Annotated in this window: 18 protein-coding genes and 1 pseudogene; 11 read left to right on the forward strand and 8 right to left on the reverse strand. The window is 38.1% G+C overall.

Features of this window, described 5'->3' with window-relative positions; translation table 11 throughout:
• Nucleotides 1–6: 6 nt before the first annotated feature.
• Nucleotides 7–3,420, reverse strand: coding sequence for a PAS domain-containing hybrid sensor histidine kinase/response regulator (locus CPS_RS20235; RefSeq protein ID WP_011045245.1), 3,414 nt, complete (start codon nt 3,418–3,420; stop codon nt 7–9).
• 181 nt (nt 3,421–3,601) lie between these two features.
• Between CPS_RS20235 and CPS_RS24200 the strand changes: the two are divergent.
• Nucleotides 3,602–3,802, forward strand: a pseudogene (locus tag CPS_RS24200) (hypothetical protein); the annotation flags it as partial.
• A gap of 28 nt (nt 3,803–3,830) precedes the next feature.
• Here CPS_RS24200 and CPS_RS20240 read toward each other — a convergent pair.
• Entirely contained in the window at nt 3,831–5,252 is a 1,422-nt protein-coding gene (locus tag CPS_RS20240; RefSeq protein WP_049758064.1) for a PhoH family protein, read from the reverse strand.
• Nucleotides 5,253–5,526: 274 nt separating this feature from the next.
• Between CPS_RS20240 and rapA the strand changes: the two genes are divergently transcribed.
• The 3 genes from rapA to CPS_RS20255 all read left to right on the forward strand — a co-directional run bounded on the left by rapA (nt 5,527) and on the right by CPS_RS20255 (nt 10,254).
• Entirely contained in the window at nt 5,527–8,454 is a 2,928-nt protein-coding gene (gene rapA / locus CPS_RS20245; RefSeq protein WP_011045248.1) for an RNA polymerase-associated protein RapA, read from the forward strand.
• Nucleotides 8,455–8,535: 81 nt separating this feature from the next.
• Nucleotides 8,536–9,219 (forward strand): pseudouridine synthase, encoded by a 684-nt coding sequence (locus tag CPS_RS20250; protein WP_011045249.1) that lies wholly within the window; start codon nt 8,536–8,538, stop codon nt 9,217–9,219.
• Nucleotides 9,220–9,312: 93 nt separating this feature from the next.
• Nucleotides 9,313–10,254, forward strand: a complete 942-nt coding sequence (locus CPS_RS20255) for a DUF3530 family protein (RefSeq protein ID WP_238383564.1) — start codon at nt 9,313–9,315, stop codon at nt 10,252–10,254.
• Nucleotides 10,255–10,381: 127 nt separating this feature from the next.
• On the opposite strand, the gene djlA is transcribed toward CPS_RS20255, so the two are convergent.
• Nucleotides 10,382–11,209, reverse strand: a complete 828-nt coding sequence (djlA, locus tag CPS_RS20260) for a co-chaperone DjlA (protein WP_011045251.1) — start codon at nt 11,207–11,209, stop codon at nt 10,382–10,384.
• A 433-nt stretch (nt 11,210–11,642) separates the two neighbouring features.
• Here djlA and CPS_RS20265 point away from each other — a divergent pair, with 433 nt between their 5' ends.
• From CPS_RS20265 to CPS_RS20295, 7 genes are all read left to right on the forward strand, one after another.
• A complete protein-coding gene (locus CPS_RS20265) occupies nt 11,643–13,958 on the forward strand; it encodes an LPS-assembly protein LptD (RefSeq protein WP_011045252.1) in 2,316 nt (771 codons plus the stop codon).
• 22 nt (nt 13,959–13,980) lie between these two features.
• A complete protein-coding gene (surA, locus tag CPS_RS20270; RefSeq protein WP_274377093.1) occupies nt 13,981–15,303 on the forward strand; it encodes a peptidylprolyl isomerase SurA in 1,323 nt (440 codons plus the stop codon).
• Complete coding sequence (gene pdxA, locus CPS_RS20275; protein ID WP_011045254.1) at nt 15,303–16,283, forward strand: 4-hydroxythreonine-4-phosphate dehydrogenase PdxA; 981 nt, start codon at nt 15,303–15,305, stop codon at nt 16,281–16,283. The genes surA and pdxA overlap by 1 nt, the downstream gene beginning before the upstream one ends.
• Before the next feature lie 18 nt (nt 16,284–16,301).
• Nucleotides 16,302–17,207: a 16S rRNA (adenine(1518)-N(6)/adenine(1519)-N(6))-dimethyltransferase RsmA gene (gene rsmA / locus CPS_RS20280; protein ID WP_011045255.1), complete on the forward strand. Its 906-nt coding sequence runs from the start codon at nt 16,302–16,304 to the stop codon at nt 17,205–17,207.
• 326 nt (nt 17,208–17,533) lie between these two features.
• Nucleotides 17,534–18,391, forward strand: coding sequence for a symmetrical bis(5'-nucleosyl)-tetraphosphatase (locus tag CPS_RS20285; protein WP_011045256.1), 858 nt, complete (start codon nt 17,534–17,536; stop codon nt 18,389–18,391).
• Between the two features lie 143 nt (nt 18,392–18,534).
• A complete protein-coding gene (locus CPS_RS20290; RefSeq protein WP_011045257.1) occupies nt 18,535–20,553 on the forward strand; it encodes a methyl-accepting chemotaxis protein in 2,019 nt (672 codons plus the stop codon).
• 441 nt (nt 20,554–20,994) lie between these two features.
• Nucleotides 20,995–21,201 (forward strand): cold-shock protein, encoded by a 207-nt coding sequence (locus CPS_RS20295; RefSeq protein ID WP_011045258.1) that lies wholly within the window; start codon nt 20,995–20,997, stop codon nt 21,199–21,201.
• A 406-nt stretch (nt 21,202–21,607) separates the two neighbouring features.
• On the opposite strand, the gene murA is transcribed toward CPS_RS20295, so the two are convergent.
• The 5 genes from murA to mlaD form a co-directional block, all read right to left on the reverse strand.
• The gene (gene murA, locus CPS_RS20300; RefSeq protein WP_011045259.1) at nt 21,608–22,870 is read right to left on the reverse strand and encodes a UDP-N-acetylglucosamine 1-carboxyvinyltransferase; all 1,263 of its coding nucleotides are present in this window, start codon (nt 22,868–22,870) and stop codon (nt 21,608–21,610) included.
• A 118-nt stretch (nt 22,871–22,988) separates the two neighbouring features.
• Nucleotides 22,989–23,252, reverse strand: a complete 264-nt coding sequence (locus CPS_RS20305; protein WP_011045260.1) for a BolA family protein — start codon at nt 23,250–23,252, stop codon at nt 22,989–22,991.
• A 32-nt stretch (nt 23,253–23,284) separates the two neighbouring features.
• Entirely contained in the window at nt 23,285–23,587 is a 303-nt protein-coding gene (locus CPS_RS20310; protein WP_011045261.1) for an STAS domain-containing protein, read from the reverse strand.
• Between the two features lie 3 nt (nt 23,588–23,590).
• Nucleotides 23,591–24,364 (reverse strand): MlaC/ttg2D family ABC transporter substrate-binding protein, encoded by a 774-nt coding sequence (locus tag CPS_RS20315; protein ID WP_011045262.1) that lies wholly within the window; start codon nt 24,362–24,364, stop codon nt 23,591–23,593.
• 4 nt (nt 24,365–24,368) lie between these two features.
• Nucleotides 24,369–24,842, reverse strand: a complete 474-nt coding sequence (mlaD, locus tag CPS_RS20320) for an outer membrane lipid asymmetry maintenance protein MlaD (protein WP_011045263.1) — start codon at nt 24,840–24,842, stop codon at nt 24,369–24,371.
• Nucleotide 24,843: the final 1 nt, after the last annotated feature.

The raw sequence follows: 24,843 nt of genomic DNA on the forward strand, positions 1-24,843 counted from the left end.
CTTTATTTAAACAGCGCTTAGGTTAGTTAGAACTTTCTTTATACTGCTTAGTAACGCTTGTCCTGTAACAGGCTTAGGCATATGCAAGTTCATTCCCGCCGCTAGACTTAGCTGTTTATCTTCTTCTCGGGCATGAGCTGTCATAGCAATGATGGGTAGGTATTGATAGTTACTTTGCGCTCTAATATGTTTAGCTGCGGTGAGTCCATCCATAATCGGCATTTGAATATCCATTAACACCACATCAAAATCTTGCTCTGCTAACAGATCTAAAGCCTCTTGACCATTATCAGCTATCGTCACTTTAGCCTGCATGTTCAATAACAACTCTTTAGCGACTAGTTGGTTAACTAAATTGTCTTCCACCAATAAAACTGACACTTCTTTTAGATTGTGCTTATCATGAGTAATTGCACATTCTTGCCTATTAGTGGTTTCTGTTTTTTTAGATATTATCCCTTGAGAACCCTGAGAATATTCAGCGATCACGCTTAAATTTTTATCCTGTTGTGCTGAATGCTCGACTTTATAAAATAGTGCTTGTGATATTTGATCAAGCGCATAACGGAACAAAGGCATGTCAACTAATAGATAAGGCACAGACAGTTGATCTAAATAGTTACAAGTATTGTTATTCAATTGAGTTAATGCCGGCTGACACAAACAGAGTAATCTAAACTCATTTAAAGGTGCTATTAACTCTTGTTCCCTTTGTTGCTTAACAAAGTCTGCTTCACCGATCAGTAAGATACTATTATCCGCAATATCTAACTGACATAACGCTTCAACACTATTAACGCCATGCAACAGCCAGTTCATTTTAGCAATACTTTGAGTAAAGCTAGCTGAGAGTGTTTGATCAACCGCATAAATAGTAATATCCGATAATAGCGGCTGACTTAGCTCTGCAGGTAAAGTAGTCATAAACTCTTCAGTAACTTTTTGAGCGGTATTATTAGCTCTCGCTGAGTCTTGCTGCGCCAATGTATCGAGTTGAACTATTTGAAAGGGTAATACAAAGCTAAGCTCACTGCCTTGACCTAATTGGCTTGTCAGTTTTATCTTACCGCCGAGTAGCTTAATGATTTGCTGGCAAATAGATAGACCTAAGCCTGACCCACCGTATTTACGAGTCATTGATTCATCGGCTTGACTAAAGGCATTAAACAAATGACTTTGATTATTACTAGCAATACCGATACCAGTATCGCTCATTCGAAAGCGTAATTTAGCTACGGTATCGTCTATAGAAAGCACATCAATAGTTAATTTAATCTGGCCTTGTTCAGTAAACTTGATAGCATTATTAAATAAATTAGCTAGCACTTGCACTAGACGCATTTCATCACTAATTACATTGCTAGGCACATCTGCACTCATATCAACAATGATCTTGACGCGTTGATGATCGACATTGGTGATATTGAGTTTTAACGCCTTATTAATAATGATTGGCAGGTTGACTGCATCTTGGCTGACAATCATTTTACCCGCTTCTATTTTAGATAAGTCCAACAGTTCATCAACAAGATGAAGCAAGGTTGATGAGGCACTTTGCGCATTTACTAAATAATGTAGCTGACGGGTATCTAGGGAAGTATGAGCTAATAAGTCCATCATGCCCTGCATAGCATTGATTGGTGTTCTAACTTCATGGCTCATATTTGCCAGAAACTGAATCTTCACTCGGTTAGCATACTCAGCTTGATCTCTTGCTTTTACCAATGCTGATTGTGTTGCCTGCTGTGACGTTACGTCATGAAAAATACTGATAGTGCCGAGAATATTACCTTGTTCATCGGTAAACTGATTACAAAAACCTTGATAGATAAACTCCCCAGCTTTAATTAAAGCTTGCTGAGGGTAAACATTATTATTCAGAGCATTTAAAATTTTAATTTCTTCTGCCAAAGGAACCGGCATAAAACTGGCTGAGTTACTTCCTAACATTTGTTCTACAGAATGATTAGCCAAGCGCTCAAAAGCCTTGTTACACCCCATTAATGAACCATCAGGATCATTAAAGACGATCAATTCAGGGATGGCATTCATCACCGAGCGCAATAGGGCGTAATCACGTTGGTGCTTAGTACTTGTTTCTTGTAGCGCTTTAGTCTTTTCAATGACACGGCTATCTAATACATCATTTTGCTCGGTTAGTTGTAATAATAAACTACGGTTCTGAGCAAATATATCTTCAACCACTTGAAACCAATGCAACCAATCCGCTGCTGGGGTAACTTTGCCAGGGTCTCCTTGAGCGCAATATTCAATATGACTTATAAATTCAGTAGTTGGCTTAATAAAGGTACGCTTTGTCATGGTATTAACTAACATCAAAAATGCGAATAAGCCAATGAATAGCATCGCAAAAACAAAAATAAAATCACTATACTGAGGCGCTGAAAAATCCTCATATTGTTGATATTTAAGTAAGGTCCAACCATTAGCGGTGAGCTGCTGCTTTTCAATAAACCAATCACCTAAGCGCTCGGTATCTCCCATTGTAGCTAAATGCTTAGCACTAAGGTATTGAAGTGATTCAGGTAACAGATCTTGCCAAGAAGCACGGTAGCTTAACGACTCTTTCCCCAGACGTTTTGAAAGTAAAACATCATTATTTTCATTATATAAAACAAAGCCTTGATTGTTTGATTCTAATTCAGGCAAACTGGCATGTAAACGCGATAAATTGATATCAATAACTACTGAGCCTAACAACTTGTCCTGATGAAAAACACCTGTGCCTAATGAAGCGTTCATACCGCCGCCCGCGGCATCTAGATATGGTGGAGACCAGATAACATGATTGTTTTTTGCAGTTAATACTCGCATAGCTTTATTATGTTGGCTATCGAGGGCTTTTTCACTAAACTGCCATATTTCGCGATCAACCCAAGGGTATATATTCACAAAATTATCCAAAGAAATATAATAAAACCATGTAGCTTCTTTGAGGATATTTTGCGAAGCAATGAATGCAGGGGTTAGTGCATTAGCCATGGCAATTTCTTGTTTTTTAAGCTCTCCAAACTTACTTATTTGTCCTATACCTGTAATATTACTACTCAAGCGTTTACCCTGTTTAATAACATCATGCTGAGGCTTATTTAAATAAAACAGGTTTTCTTGTTGTAACAAGGAAGGCATGGGAATGTTTATTTCATTGGGATGCTTCAGAATATATTCGGCAAGTTCTTGTATGCCAACTACCGCTTGCACACTTTGCTCTAGCATAAAATTTAACTGTTGCGCTTCTTGCTGGAGCTCAAGCAAACTTTGCTTTTTATGCTGTGAAATTTGATTGAAATAACGTACTGAGGCGGCAGAGAAGGCAATAAGAATAATGACAATAAAGGCAACTACAACGGTGATATTATAACGCCTAAAAACTGTATTTATACCTGCTTGGAAATACACTAAAACGCCTTAATTTTTTGTTTAAATAACTAGATAACTTGATAAGTTAAAGCAGTCACCTCATTTAAACAAGCGTTAAACAAGGAAAGTAGCGTATTTAACTAGGGTCTGTTGATTCTTTCGCGGTTAAATTTTGTTCGCCTTTTTTAAAGAGAATAAAGCGTTTTAATCTCGGCGAGTAGTGTGTAGCTTAATCACTCTAAGCAAATGCTACTCAACAAAGAGTAAAACGCTTTTAGCCGAATCCTTCGGACAGCGTTTGTTGGACATTTTTACGGCGTTATCACCTTTTTATGTGGAACAACCACATGACAAAGGCTCTGCCTTGTATAAATCCCCAACAAAACGCTGTAAAAACAATCTCGAAAGTTCAACAGGCCCTGAGCTACTGTTCCAAGTGCATTCGCAAACTATAAATTTTCCTCTGCAAAGGAAGCAAGTCGGCTTCGTACCACGCCGTTTAAGTTAACAGTAGCAGAGCCTGGAAAGTCTTTAAAACGCTCGACAATATAAGTCAGCCCAGAAGTTACTGCAGTCAAATAGTTACTATCAATTTGCGCCAAATTTCCCGAGCAAACGAGTTTAGTTCCTTCACCACAGCGAGTGATAATGGTTTTTAGCTGAGCCGCTGTTAAATTTTGACACTCATCAAGCAGTACTAGGGCATTTTGAATACTCCGCCCACGCATAAAGTTCACTGACTTAAATTGGATATTGGCTTTATCCATAATGTAGTTCAAGCTGCCATGCATGCTTTCATCTTGTTGATGTAACACTTCAAGTGAATCAGTTATTGCGGCGAGCCAAGGCGCCATTTTCTCTTCTTCGGTACCTGGTAAAAAGCCAATGGACTCTGCAATTTCAGGAGTACTACGTGTAACAATTATTTTATCATAAAGACCACGTTCTATTACTTGTTCTAACGCCGAAGCTAAGGCTAACAAGGTCTTACCGCTACCTGCTGGTCCGGTAAGGATAACTAAATCAATAGTAGGGTCCAATAATGCATCCATCGCCATACCTTGATAAATATTTTTAGGATGAATGCCCCAAGCATTCTTCGCTAACAGTCGTTCACGTCCGAGATCTAAAATAGCGAGTTTATCGTCATCCCAACCGGTAACCTTACCAGCAAAAGTGCCACTGTCATCAAGTAAGTATTCATTGATGTAAGTTGAGGGTACTGTTTCTCGAGAAACATAATGGGTAGTATTTCTTCCTTCCGTCTCGCTATCAACGGATTGAATTTGTTGCCAAAAGTCTCCCTCAAATTTATGGTAGCCTTTCGTTAAAAATTGGATATCATCAATGAGCTGATCAGTTCTATAATCCTCTACGTGTGCCAGACCTGCTCCCTTGGCTTTCAAGCGCATATTGATATCTTTAGTGACCAAGACTATTTTTTTATTTGGAGTTTTCTTTTGAATATGCAAAGCCGCGTTAATGATACGGTTATCATTTTCATTGAAAGATAAGGTGTGTGCAGTTTTCTCAAGGGCATAATCATTAATAATGGCGAGGCTGCCACTGGGGTGTTGGTCATCGTTTTGAGGTAGTTTTACGCCAGCAAGTACTTGCTCTGGACTGGCATCTCGTAACGTATCTTCAAGCGCTCGTATAGCAACTCTAGCATCACGGCTGACATCTTTTCGCCTATCTTTAATTGAGTCGAGTTCTTCCAGCACTGTCATGGGTACAACGACATCGTGCTCTTTAAAAGATAAAAAAGCGAAAGGTTCGTGCAAAAGGATATTGGTATCTAATATATAGATAATAGGTTGGTCAATTGTCTCGTTGATTTGAGACGTTTGGGTTGAATTATCACTTAACATATTCTCATTATTCATATTCTCTTTAGTCATGGCTAATCTCCGTGATTCACTGACAAAACAAATATAAAAGAGCAATCCGTAATCAATACCTATAAAAGTATAGCTTATTCACAATAATATCTTACTTATCACTAAGCAAGCATAATTTTTTAATGATTCCGTCTATGATTAGGAGTACTATAGCGCTTTTTTTTTACCCCTAGTTTTTAATGTTTAGTATCGCGCTTAATCAAATATAAAGTAATAACTAAGCAATCGTTGGAGAAGTAAGTTTATGCCATTTCAGGTAGGTCAGCGTTGGATCAGTGACAGTGAATCAGATCAAGGATTAGGTACAGTAACAGGGGTTGAACACCGCTTTGTTAATATTGTTTTCACTGCTACAGGTGAATCCCGCAAATATGCTAAAGATAATGCCCCACTAACGCGTGTTATATTTAATAAAGATGACCTTATTCCTAGCCACGAAGGCTGGTCTTTAAAGGTAATTTCACATAGTGAAGCCCAAGGTATCATCAGCTATGAAGGTATACGCCAAGATACCAATGAGCAAATCATCCTAAAAGAAGTGATGATAGATCACTTTATTAAATTCAATAAACCTCACGACCGCTTACTTAATAGCCAAGTTGATCGTTTAGACTGGTTCCGCTTGCGCAAAGATTGTTTACAACATCAGTATCAACAGCAGCAATCTGATTTAACAGGTTTGACGGGCGGTCGAGTCAGCTTAATACCACACCAGCTTTACATTGCCGATGAAGTCGGTAATCGCTTTGCTCCGAGAGTTTTACTTGCCGATGAAGTTGGCTTAGGTAAAACAATTGAAGCCGGTTTAATAATCCACCAGCAATTAGTCACTGGTCGTGCAAAAAGAATTTTGATCATCGTGCCGGAATCTTTAATGCATCAATGGCTGGTTGAAATGCTACGCCGATTTAACCTTAACTTTAGCATTTTTGATAATGAACGCTGTGTTGAAACCAGCCAGGATAACTATGTTGATGGTAAGAAAGCTAATCCTTTTAGTTCAGAACAATTGGTATTGGTTAATCTAGGTTTTATCACTAATAATCCACAATGGTTCGACGCACTGGTTAGTGAAGATTGGGATTTGATGGTTGTCGATGAAGCGCATCACTTAAACTGGCAACAAGATAAACCTAGTATTGAATACCAATGTATTGAACAACTCGCGCAAGTTATCCCTGGAGTTTTATTATTAACCGCTACTCCTGACCAATTAGGTCATGAAAGTCACTTTGCTCGCTTGCGTTTACTTGATGCTGACCGTTTTTATGATTATCAAAAATTTACCGAAGAAGAGTCCCACTATAGTGAAGTTGCTGATGCCGCCAATGCATTAGTTGAAGGGAAGCCCCTTTCTAGTGAGCAAGAGACAACACTCTCTGATTTATTGAAAGAAACTGATATCAGCATTCAACTAACAGAGTTAAACCAAGCAGACAGTAAAGAATCAGCAAAAGTACGCCAAGGTTTATTAAAACAGTTACTCGACAGACATGGTACTGGTCGTATCTTGTTTAGAAACTCTCGAAATACTATTAAAGGTTTTCCTGCCCGCCAAGTAGTGCCTACAGTACTTATTATGCCCGAGCAATATCAAGAAAATATTAATGAGTTTATGCTCAGTGACTGCCCAGAAGCCCTAGCTAAATCAAAGCAGGCTAAATATATTTTCACTCCAGAAATGCTACACGGCTTGGATCAACGAAATGATACGTGGACTGATTTTGATCCTAGAGTTGATTATTTAATTGACCTATTACAGTCGCTTAAAAGAGAAAAAGTCTTAGTCATTTGTGCAAACGCCCAAACAGCTATTGATTTAGAAGCCGTTCTTCGTATTAAAGAAGGTATCCGCAGCGCTGTTTTCCATGAAGGTCTATCGATATTTGAACGCGATAAGGCTGCCGCCTATTTTGCCCAAGACGAAGATAGTGCTCAATTATTGCTTTGTTCTGAGATTGGTAGTGAAGGGCGTAATTTTCAATTTGCTCATCATCTAGTACTTTTTGACTTACCAAGTAACCCTGATTTATTAGAGCAACGCATTGGCCGCTTAGACAGGATCGGACAAACAGAGATAATCCGTATTCATGTGCCTTACTTTGCAGATTCGGCACAGCAATTATTATTTGATTGGTACCAACAAGGTATGCAAGCATTTGAGCATACTTGTATTACGGGTCGAGTGGTTTTTGAAACCTTCGGTGAGCAATTACTCTCATTAGCATTAAGCTGCCAGCAGCAGTCAGTTGAGGCAGAATCACTCATCAGTGATAGTTGGCAGAAACATTTATCTATTAAAGCGGAATTAGAATCTGGCCGAGATAAATTATTAGAGCTGAACTCATCTGGACAAGGTCGTGCACATGAGTTAGTTGAAAAAATCCAACAAGTTGATAACGACATAAACTTGCCTCAATTTATGTTTCAAGCACTAGATGTTTTTGGTGTGCAGCAAGATGATAAAGCCGATAATGCTATTGCCTTAAATCAAAGCGAGCATATGCTTAATAGTAACTTCCCTTGCTTACCTGAAGACGGCACTACGGTTACTTTTGATAGAGAAACAGCCTTAGTTAATGAAAATTATCAATTATTAACGTGGGATCATCCTATGGTTCGTGGGGTAATGGATTTGGTCTTGAGCGATGAAATTGGTAACGCCAGTATTGGTTTATTAAAAAATGAAGCGTTACCAGTAGGCACATTTTTCCTTGAATGCTTATTTACTGTTGAAGCTACCGCCCCTGCTCATTTACAGTTAGGTCGTTATTTACCTACTACGCCAATTCGTATTCTGGTAGACAAAAATGGCAATAATTTAGCCGACAAAGTCAGTGAAAAAGTACTTGATAAACAATTATCACCGGTTAAAAAGCAAATGGCATTACAACTTATCAAAGCACTTAAGACCCAAATAACGCCTTTGGTTGCAAAAGCAGAAATACACGGCGAGCAACACATTGTTGAAATTCAAAAGAAATCTTTAGCTGCTATGCAAAGTAAACTCTCATTAGAGCATCATAGGTTAACCGCATTAAAAGCGATTAACCCAAGTGTGCGCCAAGAAGAGATTGACTTTATTAGCCAACAACAAGATGAATTGAGCCACTATATTGATAAAGCGCAATTGACCTTTGAAGCCATTCGCATGATAGTAGTTACTCACTAATGCTTAAACGTTAACTGGCTACCCACTAATAAATTATAGGGCTATGTTCATTAGAGCATAGCCCTCTATTTTGAGAAATTAATGAGCGCAAACCCTGATTTTATTTATCTCCCCCCTATGTCACCTTACCTTGATATTATTTACCAAGATGACGATATTGTTGTCTTAAACAAAGCAAGTGGTATTTTAAGCGTGCCAGGTCGCTTACCTGAACATCAAGATTGTTTACAAAATCGTGTACAACGAGTGTTACCTACCGCAACTATCGTGCATAGGTTAGATATGGCCACATCAGGCATAATGATTATGGCGTTGAACAAACCAGCACATGTTGCTATTAGCCGTCAATTTGAGCAAAGAAAAACTCAAAAAAGCTACCTTGCCCGAGTCTGGGGTTTAGTCGAACTAAATGAAGGCAGTGTTGATTTACCATTAATATCAGACTGGCCCAATCGACCAAAGCAAAAAGTTGATCATGAGAACGGCAAAAAATCATTAACACATTATCGGGTACTTAGTCATAATGATTCAATAGATGAACAAGCTAACACCTTGCTTGAACTAACACCTATTACCGGGCGTTCTCATCAACTTAGAGTCCATATGTTAGCTTTAGGTCATCCCATTTTAGGGGATAGGCTTTATGCGCCTGAAGAAGCATTAACGATGAGAAACAGATTACAATTACATGCGTTGAAATTAAGCTTATTCCATCCAAGAACTGAACAAGCGATTACTTTTGATGCGCCGTGCCCTTTCATTTAATTCTTTTTATGTCGCGCTTTTATTCTATGGTCGATATAGAATTATTGGTAAAGGGTAATACCCATGAGGCTTAAGAGCTTTAAGGAAAAACAGTTGCATACGACAAGTCCACATAACGTAAGTCGAAATAAAATCAGCTCAATACCATTGGTTTTATTTATCTGTATGCTTACTTTTATTTGCTCCCCCCTGACCTTTGCAGAAGAACAGAAAACTGACGCGTCAGCAGAGAATACTCAAAAGACTGCGAATAAAGTTACTCCAATAAAAAAGCCTATCGAATTAACTCAACAGTATAAAGAAGACCTTAAGCATTACCTAACAGATGAACAAGTAAAGCCATTACTCGCGGGACCTGATGATTATCTGACTTTAGTGAAAAGATATACCAGTGCGAACGGTAAAGGCGTTGTGATTTTATTACCTGAATGGCAGCAAGGCGCCACCAATCCAAAAGCTATTAATTACTTACGTAATGCCCTTCCAGCTAAAGGTTGGAGCACTATTGCCATACAGCCGAGTAATAAACCAGAGAATTATCCCTCAACGGAAATTACGGTTGCAGAACAGAAAAAAGAAAATCAATTAGTCCTCAAAGAGTATAAAAGTAAACTAAATAGCATGCTCAATGCTGTTATGAATACCGCAAGAGAGTATCCCGGCATAGTGCTAGTGATTGCTCAAGGAAATAATGCTGCCTTACTAGTCGATATATACAGCCAAGATGATAGTCAGCAGCCCAATGCACTCATCATGCTAAGTAGTTATCGACAAAGTAATCATGCACTTATTAATGGTGTAAATGAAAACTTTGCACGTCAGGTGGCTTCAACAGAATTACCTATACTCGACCTTTACCTTAAACACGATAATCCACTAGTGCTAAACAAGGCAGCACAAAGAAGGGCCTTTTCGAAGCAAGAAATGAAAGTATATTACCGCCAACGTCAGTTAAACAATACCGTTACCGGTTATTATCCAGAAGAAGAATTATTGAGCCAAATTAATAGCTGGCTAAAAGCTATTGGTTGGTAAAGTTGCCCCCTAAAGCGATTTAACATCAAATGGTTTGATGGTTTGATGGTTTGATGGTTTGATGGTTTGATGGTTTCTAATCAGAGTACAGAATTTAAAAGTAATGCACTCTGATTTTTATTTTTGGCTATTTATTCTGTTTCTCAATCAAGTCGTATGCGGCTTGAATTTCTTGTGTTTTTTCTTTAGCACTTTCCATCATTTCTGGTGGTAAACCCTTAGCCATTAATTTATCTGGGTGATGTTGAGACATTAATTTTTTATAAGCCTTTTTGATTACTCGCATTTCTGAGTTTTTATCAATCCCCAGAACTTTAAAAGCATTATCTAATTGCTGACCGCTAGCGGGTATATTTCCTGATCCCTGCTGATGATAACCTCGGCCGCCTTGTTGTTGATGGAAATTAGCGCCAGCAATAATCATTTCTAATAATTTATCAAGTTCACCAGCTGAATAACCTAACAGTTTTGCTATGGTGTGCAAAACAGAACGCTCTGCGTCATCTAATTCGCCATCACTAAAGGCAACTTGAACTTGTATTTCTAAAAACATTAGCAACAAATCATGTCTATTGCCCATCAAACGTTTAAATTTAACAAGGCGATCTTTGAGCGGAAAACCTGTTGACTTTCCTTCGCGAAAAGCATCTTGTGCTTGTTCACGTAATTCACTACTTAGTCCCAGTTTGTCCATATAAGCACTAGCGAACATAATTTCATGACTAGTCACTTTCCCTTTAGCTTTGGCAACATGTCCCATCACAGAAAAAGTGGTATAGAAAAAAGCAGCTTGTCGAGCTATCTCATCTTCTTTACCGCCGGCTAACCCATTGAAATTAAAACCTCGGCCACGATCAAACATATGACCTAGCCAAAGACCTAATAAAGCCCCAAACAGGTTTTTACTGAGCATAAAACCAAACAAAAAACCTAAAATCTTACCCCAAATATGCATTTTTTTAAGCATTCCTTACAATAATATCTAACCAATAGATGAACCTATAGCAAGTTGATTAAGTCCTTCCCACTCAGCGAGAATTAAAAGGCTTAGAGGTAAGGCATTGATTGCGGAGAATGGTTATTCCCTTGCAAAAATCAATAACACTGCATATAAGCCTTTTAAACTCGCCCTTCAGGAGTTCACTAAATACCCACTAACATCGTTAAATTCATTTAATTTAGAATAACTAAACCTAAAAAAACTTGCCTTGTTAAAGTATATTAAGCATAACTCTGAGTTGGAAAGAAATTTATTCAAATTGCTATTCGACATAAGAAGTTAGTCCAACTGAAAAAATTGCTATATCATAAAGCAATTAGTCGTTAAAATACTTGATTCATCGCTATAAAATCAATTTATAAATACTTTCACCATTTTCGGACAATAAATGTTTTTTTCCCGTACATTAAGTTTTACCCTAGTTGCACTGTTAGTAGTTTGCCTTTCACAGAAGGCTCACGCTAACGTCGAACAAAAAAGTCAATCCCCTGAAACTAGATTGATGCAGTGCCCATTACCTGAATTTGATGATATTGCCATTGGTATACCTGAAGTTGTTGATAGCACTATCCGTATATCCTCTTCACAAGCAAGTATACAACAAGACCAAATCGCACTATTCAACGGCTCTGTTATTCTGGTAGATAAGGGTCAGAAAATAATTGCCGACCAACTTTCCTTTAATCGCTTAAAAATGCAAATAGAAGCCATTGGGAATATTCATTACCAAGGCAAACAAATCAATATTTTTGCCGATAAGCTAAGTGCAAGTAAAATTGATAAGTCAACAGAGATGACCGCTGCTTCATACCAACTTGATGGCAATCCAGGCCATGGTAAAGCAGGGAAATTGTCAATCAACAGTGATGGCATGATGAGTTTAGTCGACTCAACTTTTACCACCTGTTTACAAGAAGTGCCTGATTGGCAAATAAAGGCTTCTGAGATTAACCTCTCTGCAAAGGGAGATTTTGGTGAAGCTTATCATGCCCAATTTAGAGTACTCGATGTACCTGTTTTTTATGTGCCCTACTTTTCTTTTCCAATATCTAAAGAACGCTTAACTGGCTTTTTGTATCCTGAACTAAGTACGTCTAGCAGCTTAGGCATAGAGTTTACTGCCCCTTTTTATTGGAATATTGCCGAGAATTATGATGCCACGATTACTCCGCGCTATATGTCTGAACGCGGCACGCAATTGCAAACTGAATTTCGTTATTTAATGGACCAACAATCGGGTAAAATTGATCTTGAATATTTAAATAAAGATAAAAAAATTAAAACCAATGACGATCCTCGATATTTAGCGCGATTTCAACATATAGGCACTTTTTCTGAAGATTTCCGCGCTTATATTGATTACACCACCATTAGTGATGATAACTATTTAGTTGATATTGGCAGTAAACAGTATAATTCAAACGATGCTTATCTTTATCAAATTGGAGAATTAGCTTACTTTGGCGAACAGTGGCAAGCGACATTGCAATTACAAGATTTTGAAGTACTCGGTGATCATCAGTCGAGCTATAAAACATTACCTCACCTTGAACTATCAGCCCAGCAACCGTTAAATTTTTTATCTGGCCAATTTGAACTTTATTCTGAAATGACTAATTTTCAACCCTCAGAGAAAGATCAAGTATCGGCAAATCGCTACCATGTTGAAGCGGGGTTTACTTTCCCAATTACTAGACCTTCTTGGTTTTTAAACTCTGAAGTAAAGTTAATGCATACTTATTATCAACAAGACAATATTTCGGCAGGCAGCTCATTAGAAGAAACAGTAGACAGAACCCTACCTAAGGTACGTATCCATGCAGGTGTTAATTTTGATAGACAACTTCTCGCTTTTGGACAAAGCTATCGCCATACCTTAGAGCCACAATTACAATACCTTTATGTGCCAGATGAAGATCAATCTAATATTGGCTTATATGACACCACCATTTTACAAGATGATTTCCACGGGATTTTTCGTGATACCCGTTACAGTGGTTTAGATAGAATCGCGGCAGCTAATCAGTTTACTTGGGGTATTACCAGTCGATTACTTGATGAAGAGAACTTGGAAATAATTCGTGTTAGTCTTGGTCGTATTCAATATCTTGGTGAAAATAATACCGACCTTGCCAATGATGCCTTGTTAACTGATAATGGCGGCATTGACAATAAACAGTCATCTGTTGCAGCAGATTTATTCTACCGAATAAATCATCAGTGGCAGGTCAGTGGAGATATTCAATATAACACCCTAGAGGACTTTACTAATAAAGGGCAAGTTAATCTTGATTATCAAATTAATAAATATAATCTAATTCAATTGAACCATCGCTATACTCGTAATGTCTCAGGAGATAGCTTAGAACAAGCTTCCCTCTTAACAAGTATTGCTATTAACGAAAACTGGGCGTTTGTCGGTCGTTTAACACAAGACTTACAGCAAGATAGAAGTTTAGAATCATATGCTGGCTTTCAATATGAAAGTTGTTGTTGGGCGGTGCGTATAGCCTACCAGCGCCATATTAACTCTAACTTAGATGCCGCCAGCTTTGTTAGTGAGGGTCGTGAACAGTTTGATACAGGCATTAGTATCAAACTAATCATTAAAGGCTTAGACGGCAAACAATCAGCCATCGGTACGCAAGAGATGTTTGATAAGAGCATATTTGGTTATAAACGCCCTTATTACTTACAGAATTAGCACCATACGCAATATTAAAAATATAAAACAAGATATAAAAAATATGAAATATAGAATTAAAGCATTACTGTTAGCCTCTAGCCTTATTATTACTACTATCACGTCAGTGCAAGCTAAAGAAGAACTGCTTGATAGAGTAGCAGCCATTGTTAATACTGGTGTAGTACTTGAGTCTGAAGTTAACGACCTACTTGTCAATATTAAGCAACAAGCTAAAAAAAATAATCAGAGCTTACCCTCCGATAAAGCTTTACGTATTCAAGTGATGGATAAATTAATTAATGACAGCCTACTCAGTCAAATGGGTCAGCGCATGGGCATCCAAATTAGTGATGCACAACTTGACCAAACCTTAAATAACATGGCCAGAGAAGATAAATTAACTTTAGCTCAATTTCGCCAACAGGTGATTGATGAGGGTACTAGTTATGAGAAATACCGTGAGAATGTCCGCATAGAACTTGTTTCAGGTGAAGTTAGCCGTAATAGTGTTAGGCGTCGAATATTTGTTTCTCCACAAGAAGTGGACAATTTACTTAAAGTAATGAAAGAACAAAGCAGTAATAATGTCGAATATCATTTAGGCCACATCTTAATAGAATTCCCTGCGGATGCTAGCCAAGAAGATTTAGCTGCAGCTAAGACTCGCGCAACAAAGGTAGTAGAGTTACTTAATGATGGTTCAGACTTTGCTAAAATTGCAATAACCTCTTCAGGTGATGCTAACGCGTTAAAAGGTGGAGATTTAGGTTGGAAAAATATCAATGAAATGCCAACACTGTTCTCAGAACTAATTAATGATAAACCTAAAGACACTATTGTTGGCCCCATCAGAACTGGCTTAGGTTATAGCATAGTTAAAGTATTGGATATTCGCGGTAGAAAAGTAGTTGAGGTGGAAGAAGTAAAAGCTAGCCATATATTAATTAAGCCATCAATTATTTTAAGTGATGAAAAGGCCAAGAGTTTATTACAAGGATTTTTAAATCAGATAGATGCTGGAGAAGCTACCTTTGAAGAGTTAGCTAAAGAACATTCTGAAGGGCCAACGTCAGTTCGCGGTGGAGATTTAGGCTGGGCAGATCCTAAGAACTATGACCCTGCTTTTACAGAAGCACTCGCAACCATGAAAAAAGGTGGCTACCATAAACCATTTCGTTCTTCTTTTGGCTGGCATATTATTAAGTTAGAAGATCGCCGTATGGTTGACGCCACTTCACAATTGAACGAAAACCGTGCTTATCAAATTCTTTTTAATCGTAAATATGGTATGGAAAGTACCCGTTGGTTAAAAGAAACACGCGATGAAGCTTATATTGAAATATTTGAACAGGATAACAAGTAATGACACAACGCATTGCCATTACCCCCGGAGAACCTGCTGGTGTTGGTCCCGACTTAATAATTACTATCGCTCAGCAAGATTGGCCTGTTGAAATGGTTGTCATTGCTTCAAAAGCATTATTACAAGAAAGATCAAAAGCGCTTTCTTTACCGCTAACCATAATCGATTATGATCAACATGCTCCAGCGAAATCTCAAAAATCAGGCAGTTTAACAGTACTTGATGTTGAGCTAACTGAACCTTGCGTACCCGGAACACTAAATAGTGCAAATGGCTCATACGTGGTAGAAACGTTAAGAATTGCCAGTGAAAAAAATATATCTGGTGAATTTGATGCAATCGTTACCGGTCCTGTTCACAAAGGACTAATAAATAAAGCGGGTATTGCATTTAGTGGACACACCGAATACTTTGCAACTCAAGCCAACTGCAGTGATGTTGTAATGATGCTTGCGACTAAAGGCCTTCGAGTCGCATTAGTTACAACACATATACCATTAGCCTATGTATCTAAAGCAATTACCTATGAACGCTTGCAGAAAGTCACTAGAATTTTACATAAAGACTTGCAAGAAAAATTTGGTATCAAATCACCTAAAATATATGCTTGTGGTATTAACCCTCATGCGGGTGAGGATGGCCATCTTGGCCGTGAAGAAATAGAAATCATGGAACCAGCTTTTGCTGAACTTCGCGCTGATGGCATAGATATTATTGGTCCTTTACCAGCCGATACCATTTTTCAAGAAAAGTACTTGGCTGAAGCGGATGCGATTTTAGCTATGTATCACGACCAAGGTCTTCCTGTGCTGAAGTACAAAGGCTTTGGCTCTTCAGTAAATATAACGCTAGGTTTACCGTTTATCCGTACTTCCGTTGATCACGGGACAGCGCTTGAACTTGCAGGTAAAGGTACCGCAGACTCAGGCAGTTTTATTGAAGCAATGAACAACGCCATCAACTTAGCTAGTAACAAATAGTTTAACAAAGAAGTAGTTATGAACGACAAAAAACATTTAGGCCATCAAGCTAAAAAACGCTTTGGACAGAACTTTCTCCATAATGATGCTGTTATCAGCGACATTGTCGATGCCATTAACCCTGAGCCAGGTGAAAACTTAATAGAAATTGGTCCAGGTTTAGGTGCATTAACAGAACCTGTTATCGAACGCGCAGGTAAATTATCAGTCGTTGAATTGGACAGAGATCTTGCCCATAGGCTGCGTCATCATCCATTTTTAGCTAAGGATTTAACTATCTATGAGACCGATGCACTGAAGTTTGATTTTTCCGAGTTAGCGACTGAAGAACAGCCACTGCGAATTTTTGGTAATTTACCCTATAACATTTCAACACCACTTATTTTTCATCTTTTAACTTTTAAAGATAAAGTGAAAGATATGCATTTCATGCTGCAAAAAGAAGTGGTAGAACGTATGGCTGCAGGACCACACTGCAAAGCCTATGGTCGTTTGTCAATAATGACTCAATATCAATGCCAAGTGTTTCCCGTAATGGAAATTGGGCCCGAGGCTTTTAAACCTGCGCCCAAAGTAGATTCAGCGATAGTACGTTTAATTCCTCATGCGCATATTGAGAACCCTGTTAAAGACATAAATGCACTGAACACCGTTTGTTTAGCCGCATTTAACCAGCGCAGAAAAACTATTCGAAATACGTTTAAGAAATTAATTACTGAAGCGCAGTTAGCTGAATTAAACATTGATGCTAATTTACGCCCAGAGAACTTATCTCTTGATGAGTATAAAAAACTTGCCGATTTTATTGTTGATAATCCGCCAGAAGCTGCTCCAGTTAAAGAAAAAAGACGTATGGCAAAAAACAAAATGACTGAACCAGCAAATAATAATTTGAACGAGAATTCTGCACCCGAAGTAGATTAATACCAATTTGACTAAGGTTGTTCCCACTCAGAGCTTGTCAGCGGTTTGAGAACAAATTGAATTTTTTACATTATAGTTATTCTATATGAAAGGAATTCAGTACGGTTATCGAATCGCTGACAAACTCCCGAAAGGCGAGTACCTAATAAAAGGTAAAGGCTTAGATACTACGTTATTGAGTTTGACAAGGACGCTACATGAATGTAGCTTCTTAGAGAATTCAGGAGCATATTCTCCTGAATAACCATTCTCTTCAATCAATGCCTACCTCTAAGCCTTTTAACTCTCGCTGAGCGAAAAGAAACTTAATCAAAATGGTATAGTTTATGGCAATCTATCTGGTAGGCGATATTCAGGGTTGCTTTAATGAGTTATCCTCTTTGTTATTACAGGTCAATTTCGACCGTAACAACGATGTCCTTTACCTTGCGGGCGATCTAGTCGCTCGCGGTCCAAACTCTCTTGAAACCCTACGCTTTGTAAAATCTCTTGGAGAAAGCGCCAAAGTAGTTTTAGGTAACCACGACTTACATTTACTCTCAGTGCACGCTGGTATTAAAAAAGCTAAAAAATCAGATAACTTATCTGCGCTATTAGCAGCCCCAGATGTTAATGAGCTTATGGACTGGTTAGCGGCACAGCCTTTATTACAAGAAATACCTAATACTTGCTCGAATTCAAATGCTATAAATCAAGCTAATAATAACAGTGCCTATATGAGCCATGCCGGAATATCACCTCAGTGGCAACTATCCGTTGCATTAGAGCAAGCAAAATTTATTCAAACTAAATTAGCCAGTAGTGATCGTAATACTTGGTTAGCACTTATGTATGGTGAAAAACCAAACGATTGGCATCAAGCAATTACTGAAATTGAAAGGTTTCGTTATAGTATTAATGCCTTTACCCGTATGCGATTTTGTTTTACTGATGGGACTCTAGAGTTTGAACAGAAAGACTCTCCTGAAAATATCACGCTTACTAACATAGTCCCTTGGTATGAACTATCTCAAACTATCAATAATACAAGTTGGGTGTTTGGCCACTGGGCTTCGCTTATGGGTAAAAGTTCGCATCCTAATATTTATCCCTTAGATACTGGCTGTGTTTGGGGTAATCAATTGACCATGCTTCGCTGGCATGATAAAAAATACTTTATACAAAGCTCTGAACTGAGTGATTAACAATAACTATTTCTCACTGAGTATAATAAAAAGTTATTGGCAATTAAGTATTTCCAAATACCTGCCGATACAAACATAGCTTGATATATCAAAACTAACTAACGTATTAACAAGGCAAGTAGCCTTTCAATTGGGTGGATTCAATGAATTTAACTGTAGCTGTAAAAATAATTGGTGGCTTTGCCATCATCTCAACTTTACTGATAGTCATTAGTACCATATCGTTATCTAATTTAAGCACCATCAGCGAGTCGACTCAGCAGCAGAACACATTAGCTATTCCAACACTCAAAGCCAGTAATAAACTTGCTATTGAGATCAGTCAGATGAGTAACTTAACCTTGAAAGGTTATTACCAAGAGGATCATGCTCTATTAGCCGGTAACCTTAATAATTATAAAAAGATAGAAACAGTATTCGCGCAGCAATTATCAGAATTAAAACAAATTGTCGCCTCTGAACAAGATTTATTGACGAACTTGACTCAAGTAGACCAGCTATATTCGAATTTTAATAATGCGAGTATTGAATTGTTTAACAATCGTAAAATTTCTATTGAACAAAAGCAGCTATTGACTGAGAAGATTGATATTTTAGAAGAAAAAGCCGATAACACTATTATGTTACTGCTAGATTTGGCTGACCATGAACTCGCAGATACCAAGCTTCAGCGGGCAATTAATTTAAGTGACTACTTCGAGAATCAGTTGAACTCGATTGTTTCTTCCGCTCTAGAGTATCGTGATATCTTGAATGAAAGCACAGCAGAGTTTATTGGTAGTGAGCTTACACGTAGTATTAGTGATGCAAGACAATCAGTTGATAATATTACCTTTGAATTAAATAGCCATGAAATTAAAGACATCTCAGAACAAGTGACCTTAGCGTTCAATGAAATAGAAAGTCTTTTATCACAAGAAAATGGCATCATAGCCCACAAAAACAAGCAGTTAAAATCTAATCGACAAGCTTCTCTTATGCTCTCACAGGAAGAAAAGGTAGCTAAGCAAGTAAATAGAATATTAGATAAGCAACTTGAACTAGCTAACCAAACAACGATAACTTCCAGTCAACTAATCGAAGACTCAGTAAGCAATGGCACAACTCATACAACCATTATTATGCTCATATCAATTGCTGTTGCGCTCATAATTGCTCGAATTACACTTATTGGTATTACACGTCCGTTAGCACGAGTTAATGAAATGCTAAGTATTGTGGCCTCTGGTGATCTTTCGTTGAAACTAGATGAAAGTGGTAAAGATGAATTCGCTCAGTTATCAAAAAATTGTAATTTATTAATCGATAGTTTACGTAACCTGATTGAAAGTATAGTCAATCGCTCAGCGCAGTTAGCTGCTGCTGCAGAACAAACCTCAGCAGTTACTGCACAAAGTACCACTGCAATTGAAGAACAGCGTAATCAAGTAGAACAAGCCGCTTCGGCGACAACAGAAATGAGCAGTACCTCACAAAGTGTACTTTCTAGTGCAAATGATGCTTTAAGCGAAATTAAACATGCAGATGAAGAAGCTGAACGTGTTAAAGGTATTTCAGCTAGGAACCGTCAGACCATTGAAATGCTTGCTAATGAAGTAGAATCCGCCTCTCAAGTTATCAATCAATTACAACAAGACAGTGCCTCAATTGGCGGAATATTAGATGTAATTCGTGGTATTGCTGAGCAAACTAACTTACTGGCATTGAATGCTGCTATTGAAGCAGCAAGAGCTGGTGAGCAAGGACGAGGCTTCGCTGTCGTTGCAGATGAAGTTCGAACACTAGCAAGTAGAACACAAGAATCAACGTCTGAAATCCAAACAATGATAGAAGCACTACAAACGGGCGCTGGAAAAGCTGTAACCGTAATGGATGCAGGTAAATCTAAAGCAAGTGATTGTGTAAATCAAAGTGAGGAAGCTGACCAAGCTCTCGAAACAATTACTCATGCTGTACACGAGGCATTCGATCGCAGCTCGCAAATTGCAACAGCCGCTGAAGAGCAAAGTGTTGTTGCCCATGAAATCAGTGAAAACCTTGAGTCCATTGTGACTATTGCCGAGCAAACAACCGCGGGTTCACAACAAACAGCAGCATCAAGTAGTGAAGTTGCTCGTTTAGCTGAAGAGTTACAGCAATCAGTACAAAAATTTAAATTATAGTAATCAATCTAAACGGCAAGTCTAAACTTACCTTTAACTTGCCATTTAGATTACAGTTATACTAATCTCATTAAGTTTTTGATTTTGTTTACGAAGGGTTAATAGATCAAAGTTAGGCACTCTATTGAGCAATAGCGAGCTATTAGGATTAAAAGTGATGCAATCTTGGAGTATTTTAGCCAGTACAAGGGATCAATAACTTAATGAAATAGGTATTATAGTTGACAAGAATTATTCAAGCTATATAATGCACCCAGCTTGAAGTTAGTTTTATTTTTTTGTACACCATTTCGATGTTATCTCATGCTTACCTTAGATAAGATATCTGTAACACGTCCTGATTTATAAGTAATAGCAACTCTTTTTAGCAAACCCCTAACAGCTTAGCTTTATGCCAAGATTGTTAGCACAATTACTCTTAAATATTTATAGGATACACATATGTCTACTACAACTGGTACAGTAAAATGGTTTAACGAAGCTAAAGGTTTTGGTTTCATCGAGCAAGAAAATGGTCCAGACGTTTTTGCTCATTTCAACGCTATCGTTGGTGACGGTTTTAAAACTCTTGCTGAAGGTCAAAAAGTTGAATTTACAGTTACTGACGGTCAGAAAGGACCTCAAGCTGAAAACATCGTTGCACTTTAATTTGCAATATTTAGGTTAGTTATTCGATAACAAACCTAAAGATGTTAAAGAAAGGACATACCTTAATTGGATGTCCTTTTTTATTGCCTATCTAAAAATACATTTTATTTTCTTCCAACCCTACCTTCTCTCTAAACGTTTCTATACACATACTTGCCTTCAGTTCAGATTAAGGCTCCCATTAAAGCGCCCCTACATCATATCTGAGTAGATGATTACATCTTCGTTGTTTAACAATGAAAGCCTCTAACCTCTTGTAGAGCTTATGAATCACGCATCCTAAATGGTGACTCTTATATTTATGCATTCTCTAAGTGAAAGGCACAAAAAAAGCCAGCTCTTATAAAGACCTAGCTTTTTAAATACTGCCATATCTATGACAATGAACTCATCTCATAACGAGATTTTAATCAACTTTGATTCTAGTAATATCTGCACCTAAACTTTGTAACTTACCTTCTATGCACAAATAACCGCGGTCAATATGATAGATTCGATCAACTTGAGTTGGTGACTTTGCCACTAAACCAGCAATTACAAGACTTGCTGAAGCACGTAAGTCGGTAGCCATTACTTGAGCACCATTCAGGCTAGCAACTCCTTTAACAATAGCGGTATTGCCTTCTAAAGCGATATCTGCACCCATGCGTTGTAATTCTGGAACATGCATAAAGCGGTTCTCAAAGATAGTTTCGATAACGGTTGCCGTACCTTCTGCTAATACATTCATAGTCATGAACTGTGCTTGCATATCAGTAGGAAACGCAGGATGTGGAGCCGTTCTAACATTGACCGCTTTTGCCGGCGCAGACATTTCAAGTTCAATCCAATCATCACCTGTAGTGATGGTTGCACCTGCTTCTTGAAGCTTACTTAATACAGCTTCTAACGAGGATGGATCCGTATTTAAGCACTTAATGTGCCCTTGAGTTACGGCTGCAGCCACCAAGAAAGTACCTGTTTCAATACGGTCAGGCATAACCGAGTATTCTTTACCACAAAGTTCACTAACACCTTCAATGGTTAGGGTATCAGTACCTGCACCTGTGATTTTAGCACCCATGCTTATTAAACAGTTGGCTAAATCAACAATTTCAGGCTCACGTGCAGCATTCTCAATAATGGTAATACCTTCAGCTAATGCTGCGGCCATCATTAAATTTTCCGTACCAGTTACACTAACCGTGTCCATGAAAATAGTTGCGCCAGTTAAACGACCTTGCTTTTTAGCCACAATATAACCATCTTCAACGGTAATATCTGCGCCCATAAGCTTTAAACCTTGGATATGCAGGTTAACGGGTCTCGCGCCAATGGCACATCCACCAGGTAAAGATACTTCCGCATGCCCCATACGGGCTAATAATGGACCAAGAACTAAAATTGATGCACGCATGGTTTTTACTAAATCATAAGGTGCACGACAAACATCAATGCTGCTAGCATCGATCATCAGTTTCTCTTCATTAAGCCACTTTGTTTTGGCACCTAACTGACCTAATAACTTAACCGTTGTTAGGATATCATTTAGCTGCGGTACGTTACTAAAAACAACAGGCGTTTTAGATAACAGCGCCGACATTAAAATAGGAAGAGCTGCGTTTTTTGCTCCGGAAATCACGACATCGCCGCGAAGTGGTTTACCACCAATAACTTTAAATGCGTCCAAAATAACTACTACTTACTTAAAATGATTAAAAAATATCGAGCCAGTATACACAAAAATGCCCAGCATTAAAAAACTAGGCATTAAAAGTACAATTTAGTAACACTATTACTCATTAATACTAACTATTAAATAGTTTATCGCGTTGCCATTGTGCTTTATTAAATGTTTTCACCGTCACTGCGTGGATTGTGCCATCTTTTATAATATCAGCTAATGGCTTAAGTACTGCTTGTTGACGTTTAACGCGGCTTAAGTCATCAAATAGATCACTTATCGCATTAATTCGGCATTGAGAGCCATCAAAAACCACATGAATCTCATCAAGTTCAAGGGTATCAGTTATCAATTTTTTTACTAATTCTTCGATTTCACCAACTTCCAAGGGAGTCTCCTTTGTTCGTTATATTTATAATACTAATCGCATGTTATAGGTAATAAACCATCTACGCCACTTAAGGTGATTAGTTTAGTTAATTTTTCAGGTATATTGCTAAAACTTAGCTGGCAAGAATGATGTGCAGCCTGCTCTAAAAGGTAAAAAAGCCAAGCAAGGCCAGCAGTATCAACCTTACTAACGTCACTTAAATCAACGTTAATAGCGCCATGTGCAAACCAATTTACATATTCACTATTTTTGATATGCGCGACACTATGTCGGCTCAATTGACCAGAGACAGTTAGGGTACCATGATTAAGAACTATATTCGCTTTACTCACTATTTATCCTTGCTGTTCTTTTTTTGCTGCTGAACTTTCATCTTTTACGGCGCGATTTTTAAAAACAATGTTTCGAGTACTTTTGCTTTTTAATAATTCAGTAACGTAAGGTAGGCCTTTTTGTCTGATGATACTACCTAGCTCAGCTTGCTTTGAGTCAAGTAAGCTGATTCCCTCTGCAACCATATCAAATGCTTGCCACTGTTTCGTTTTTTTATTAAGCCTTACCTTGAACGCCACATCAATATTATCTCGACCCACCATAATAATACGCGTATTTACAGCCACTATTTTTTTACCCGCGAATGACCTTTCCGGAGAAAACTCTACGGCTTGGTTATCGTATAAAGTAAAGACTTGTGCATAAGAGCTCACTAAATACTCTCGAAATACGGGTACAAAGGCACGACGTTCGGCATCTGTTGTTTTTCTTAAATGTTTGCCAATGACTTTAAAGGCTGAATATTTATAGTTGATATAAGGCATCAGTTCTTCTCGAACAATATCTTTCAACAAGTTTGGATTCTCTTGAATAGCTTGTTGCTCACGCGCAAAACGTTTAAAAGTCTGCTCAGCCGCACCTTGTACCATCTGATATGGATTACTTTGGTCTACGATTAGGCGCGTTGACTCTGTGGATAGCTCAGTTGTCTGAGAAGGCAAAGTTATTGCTGTTTCATTATTAGCAAGAGCACTCTTACTAATGGTCAAACTACATGCCAGACCAATCGTTAAACCCAAAATAATATTACTTGTACAAAACTTAGTTAAACTCACCTATCTACTCCTCACCACTTCCTTGGCTAAATAAAAACTGTCCTATCAATTCTTCTAGTACTAATGCTGGTTTCGTGTCTTCAATAAAGTCGCCTGGCTGCAAAGTATCTACGGACTCATCTACAAAACCAGGTTGCACACCTAAATACTGCTCACCTAATAAACCTGCAGTTAATATTGCGACAGAAGTAGCTTCTGAGAACTTATTATATTGTGTATAAATTTCAAGAGTAACTACTGGTGTATAGTCTTCTTCATCTAATGAAATATCACTAACACGACCAACAACAACCCCACCTACTTTGATCGGTGAGCGCACTTTTAAGCCACCAATATTATCGAATTTAGCAAAAAGCTGATAACTTTCACCATTACCACCTATACCTGAGTCTGCGACTTTAAGTGATAACATCAATAAGGCCGCTAAACCTAATGCAACAAAAAAACCTACCAATAATTCTACTTTCTTAGACACCATG

This window comes from Colwellia psychrerythraea 34H, from assembly GCF_000012325.1.
GTDB lineage: Bacteria > Pseudomonadota > Gammaproteobacteria > Enterobacterales > Alteromonadaceae > Colwellia > Colwellia psychrerythraea_A.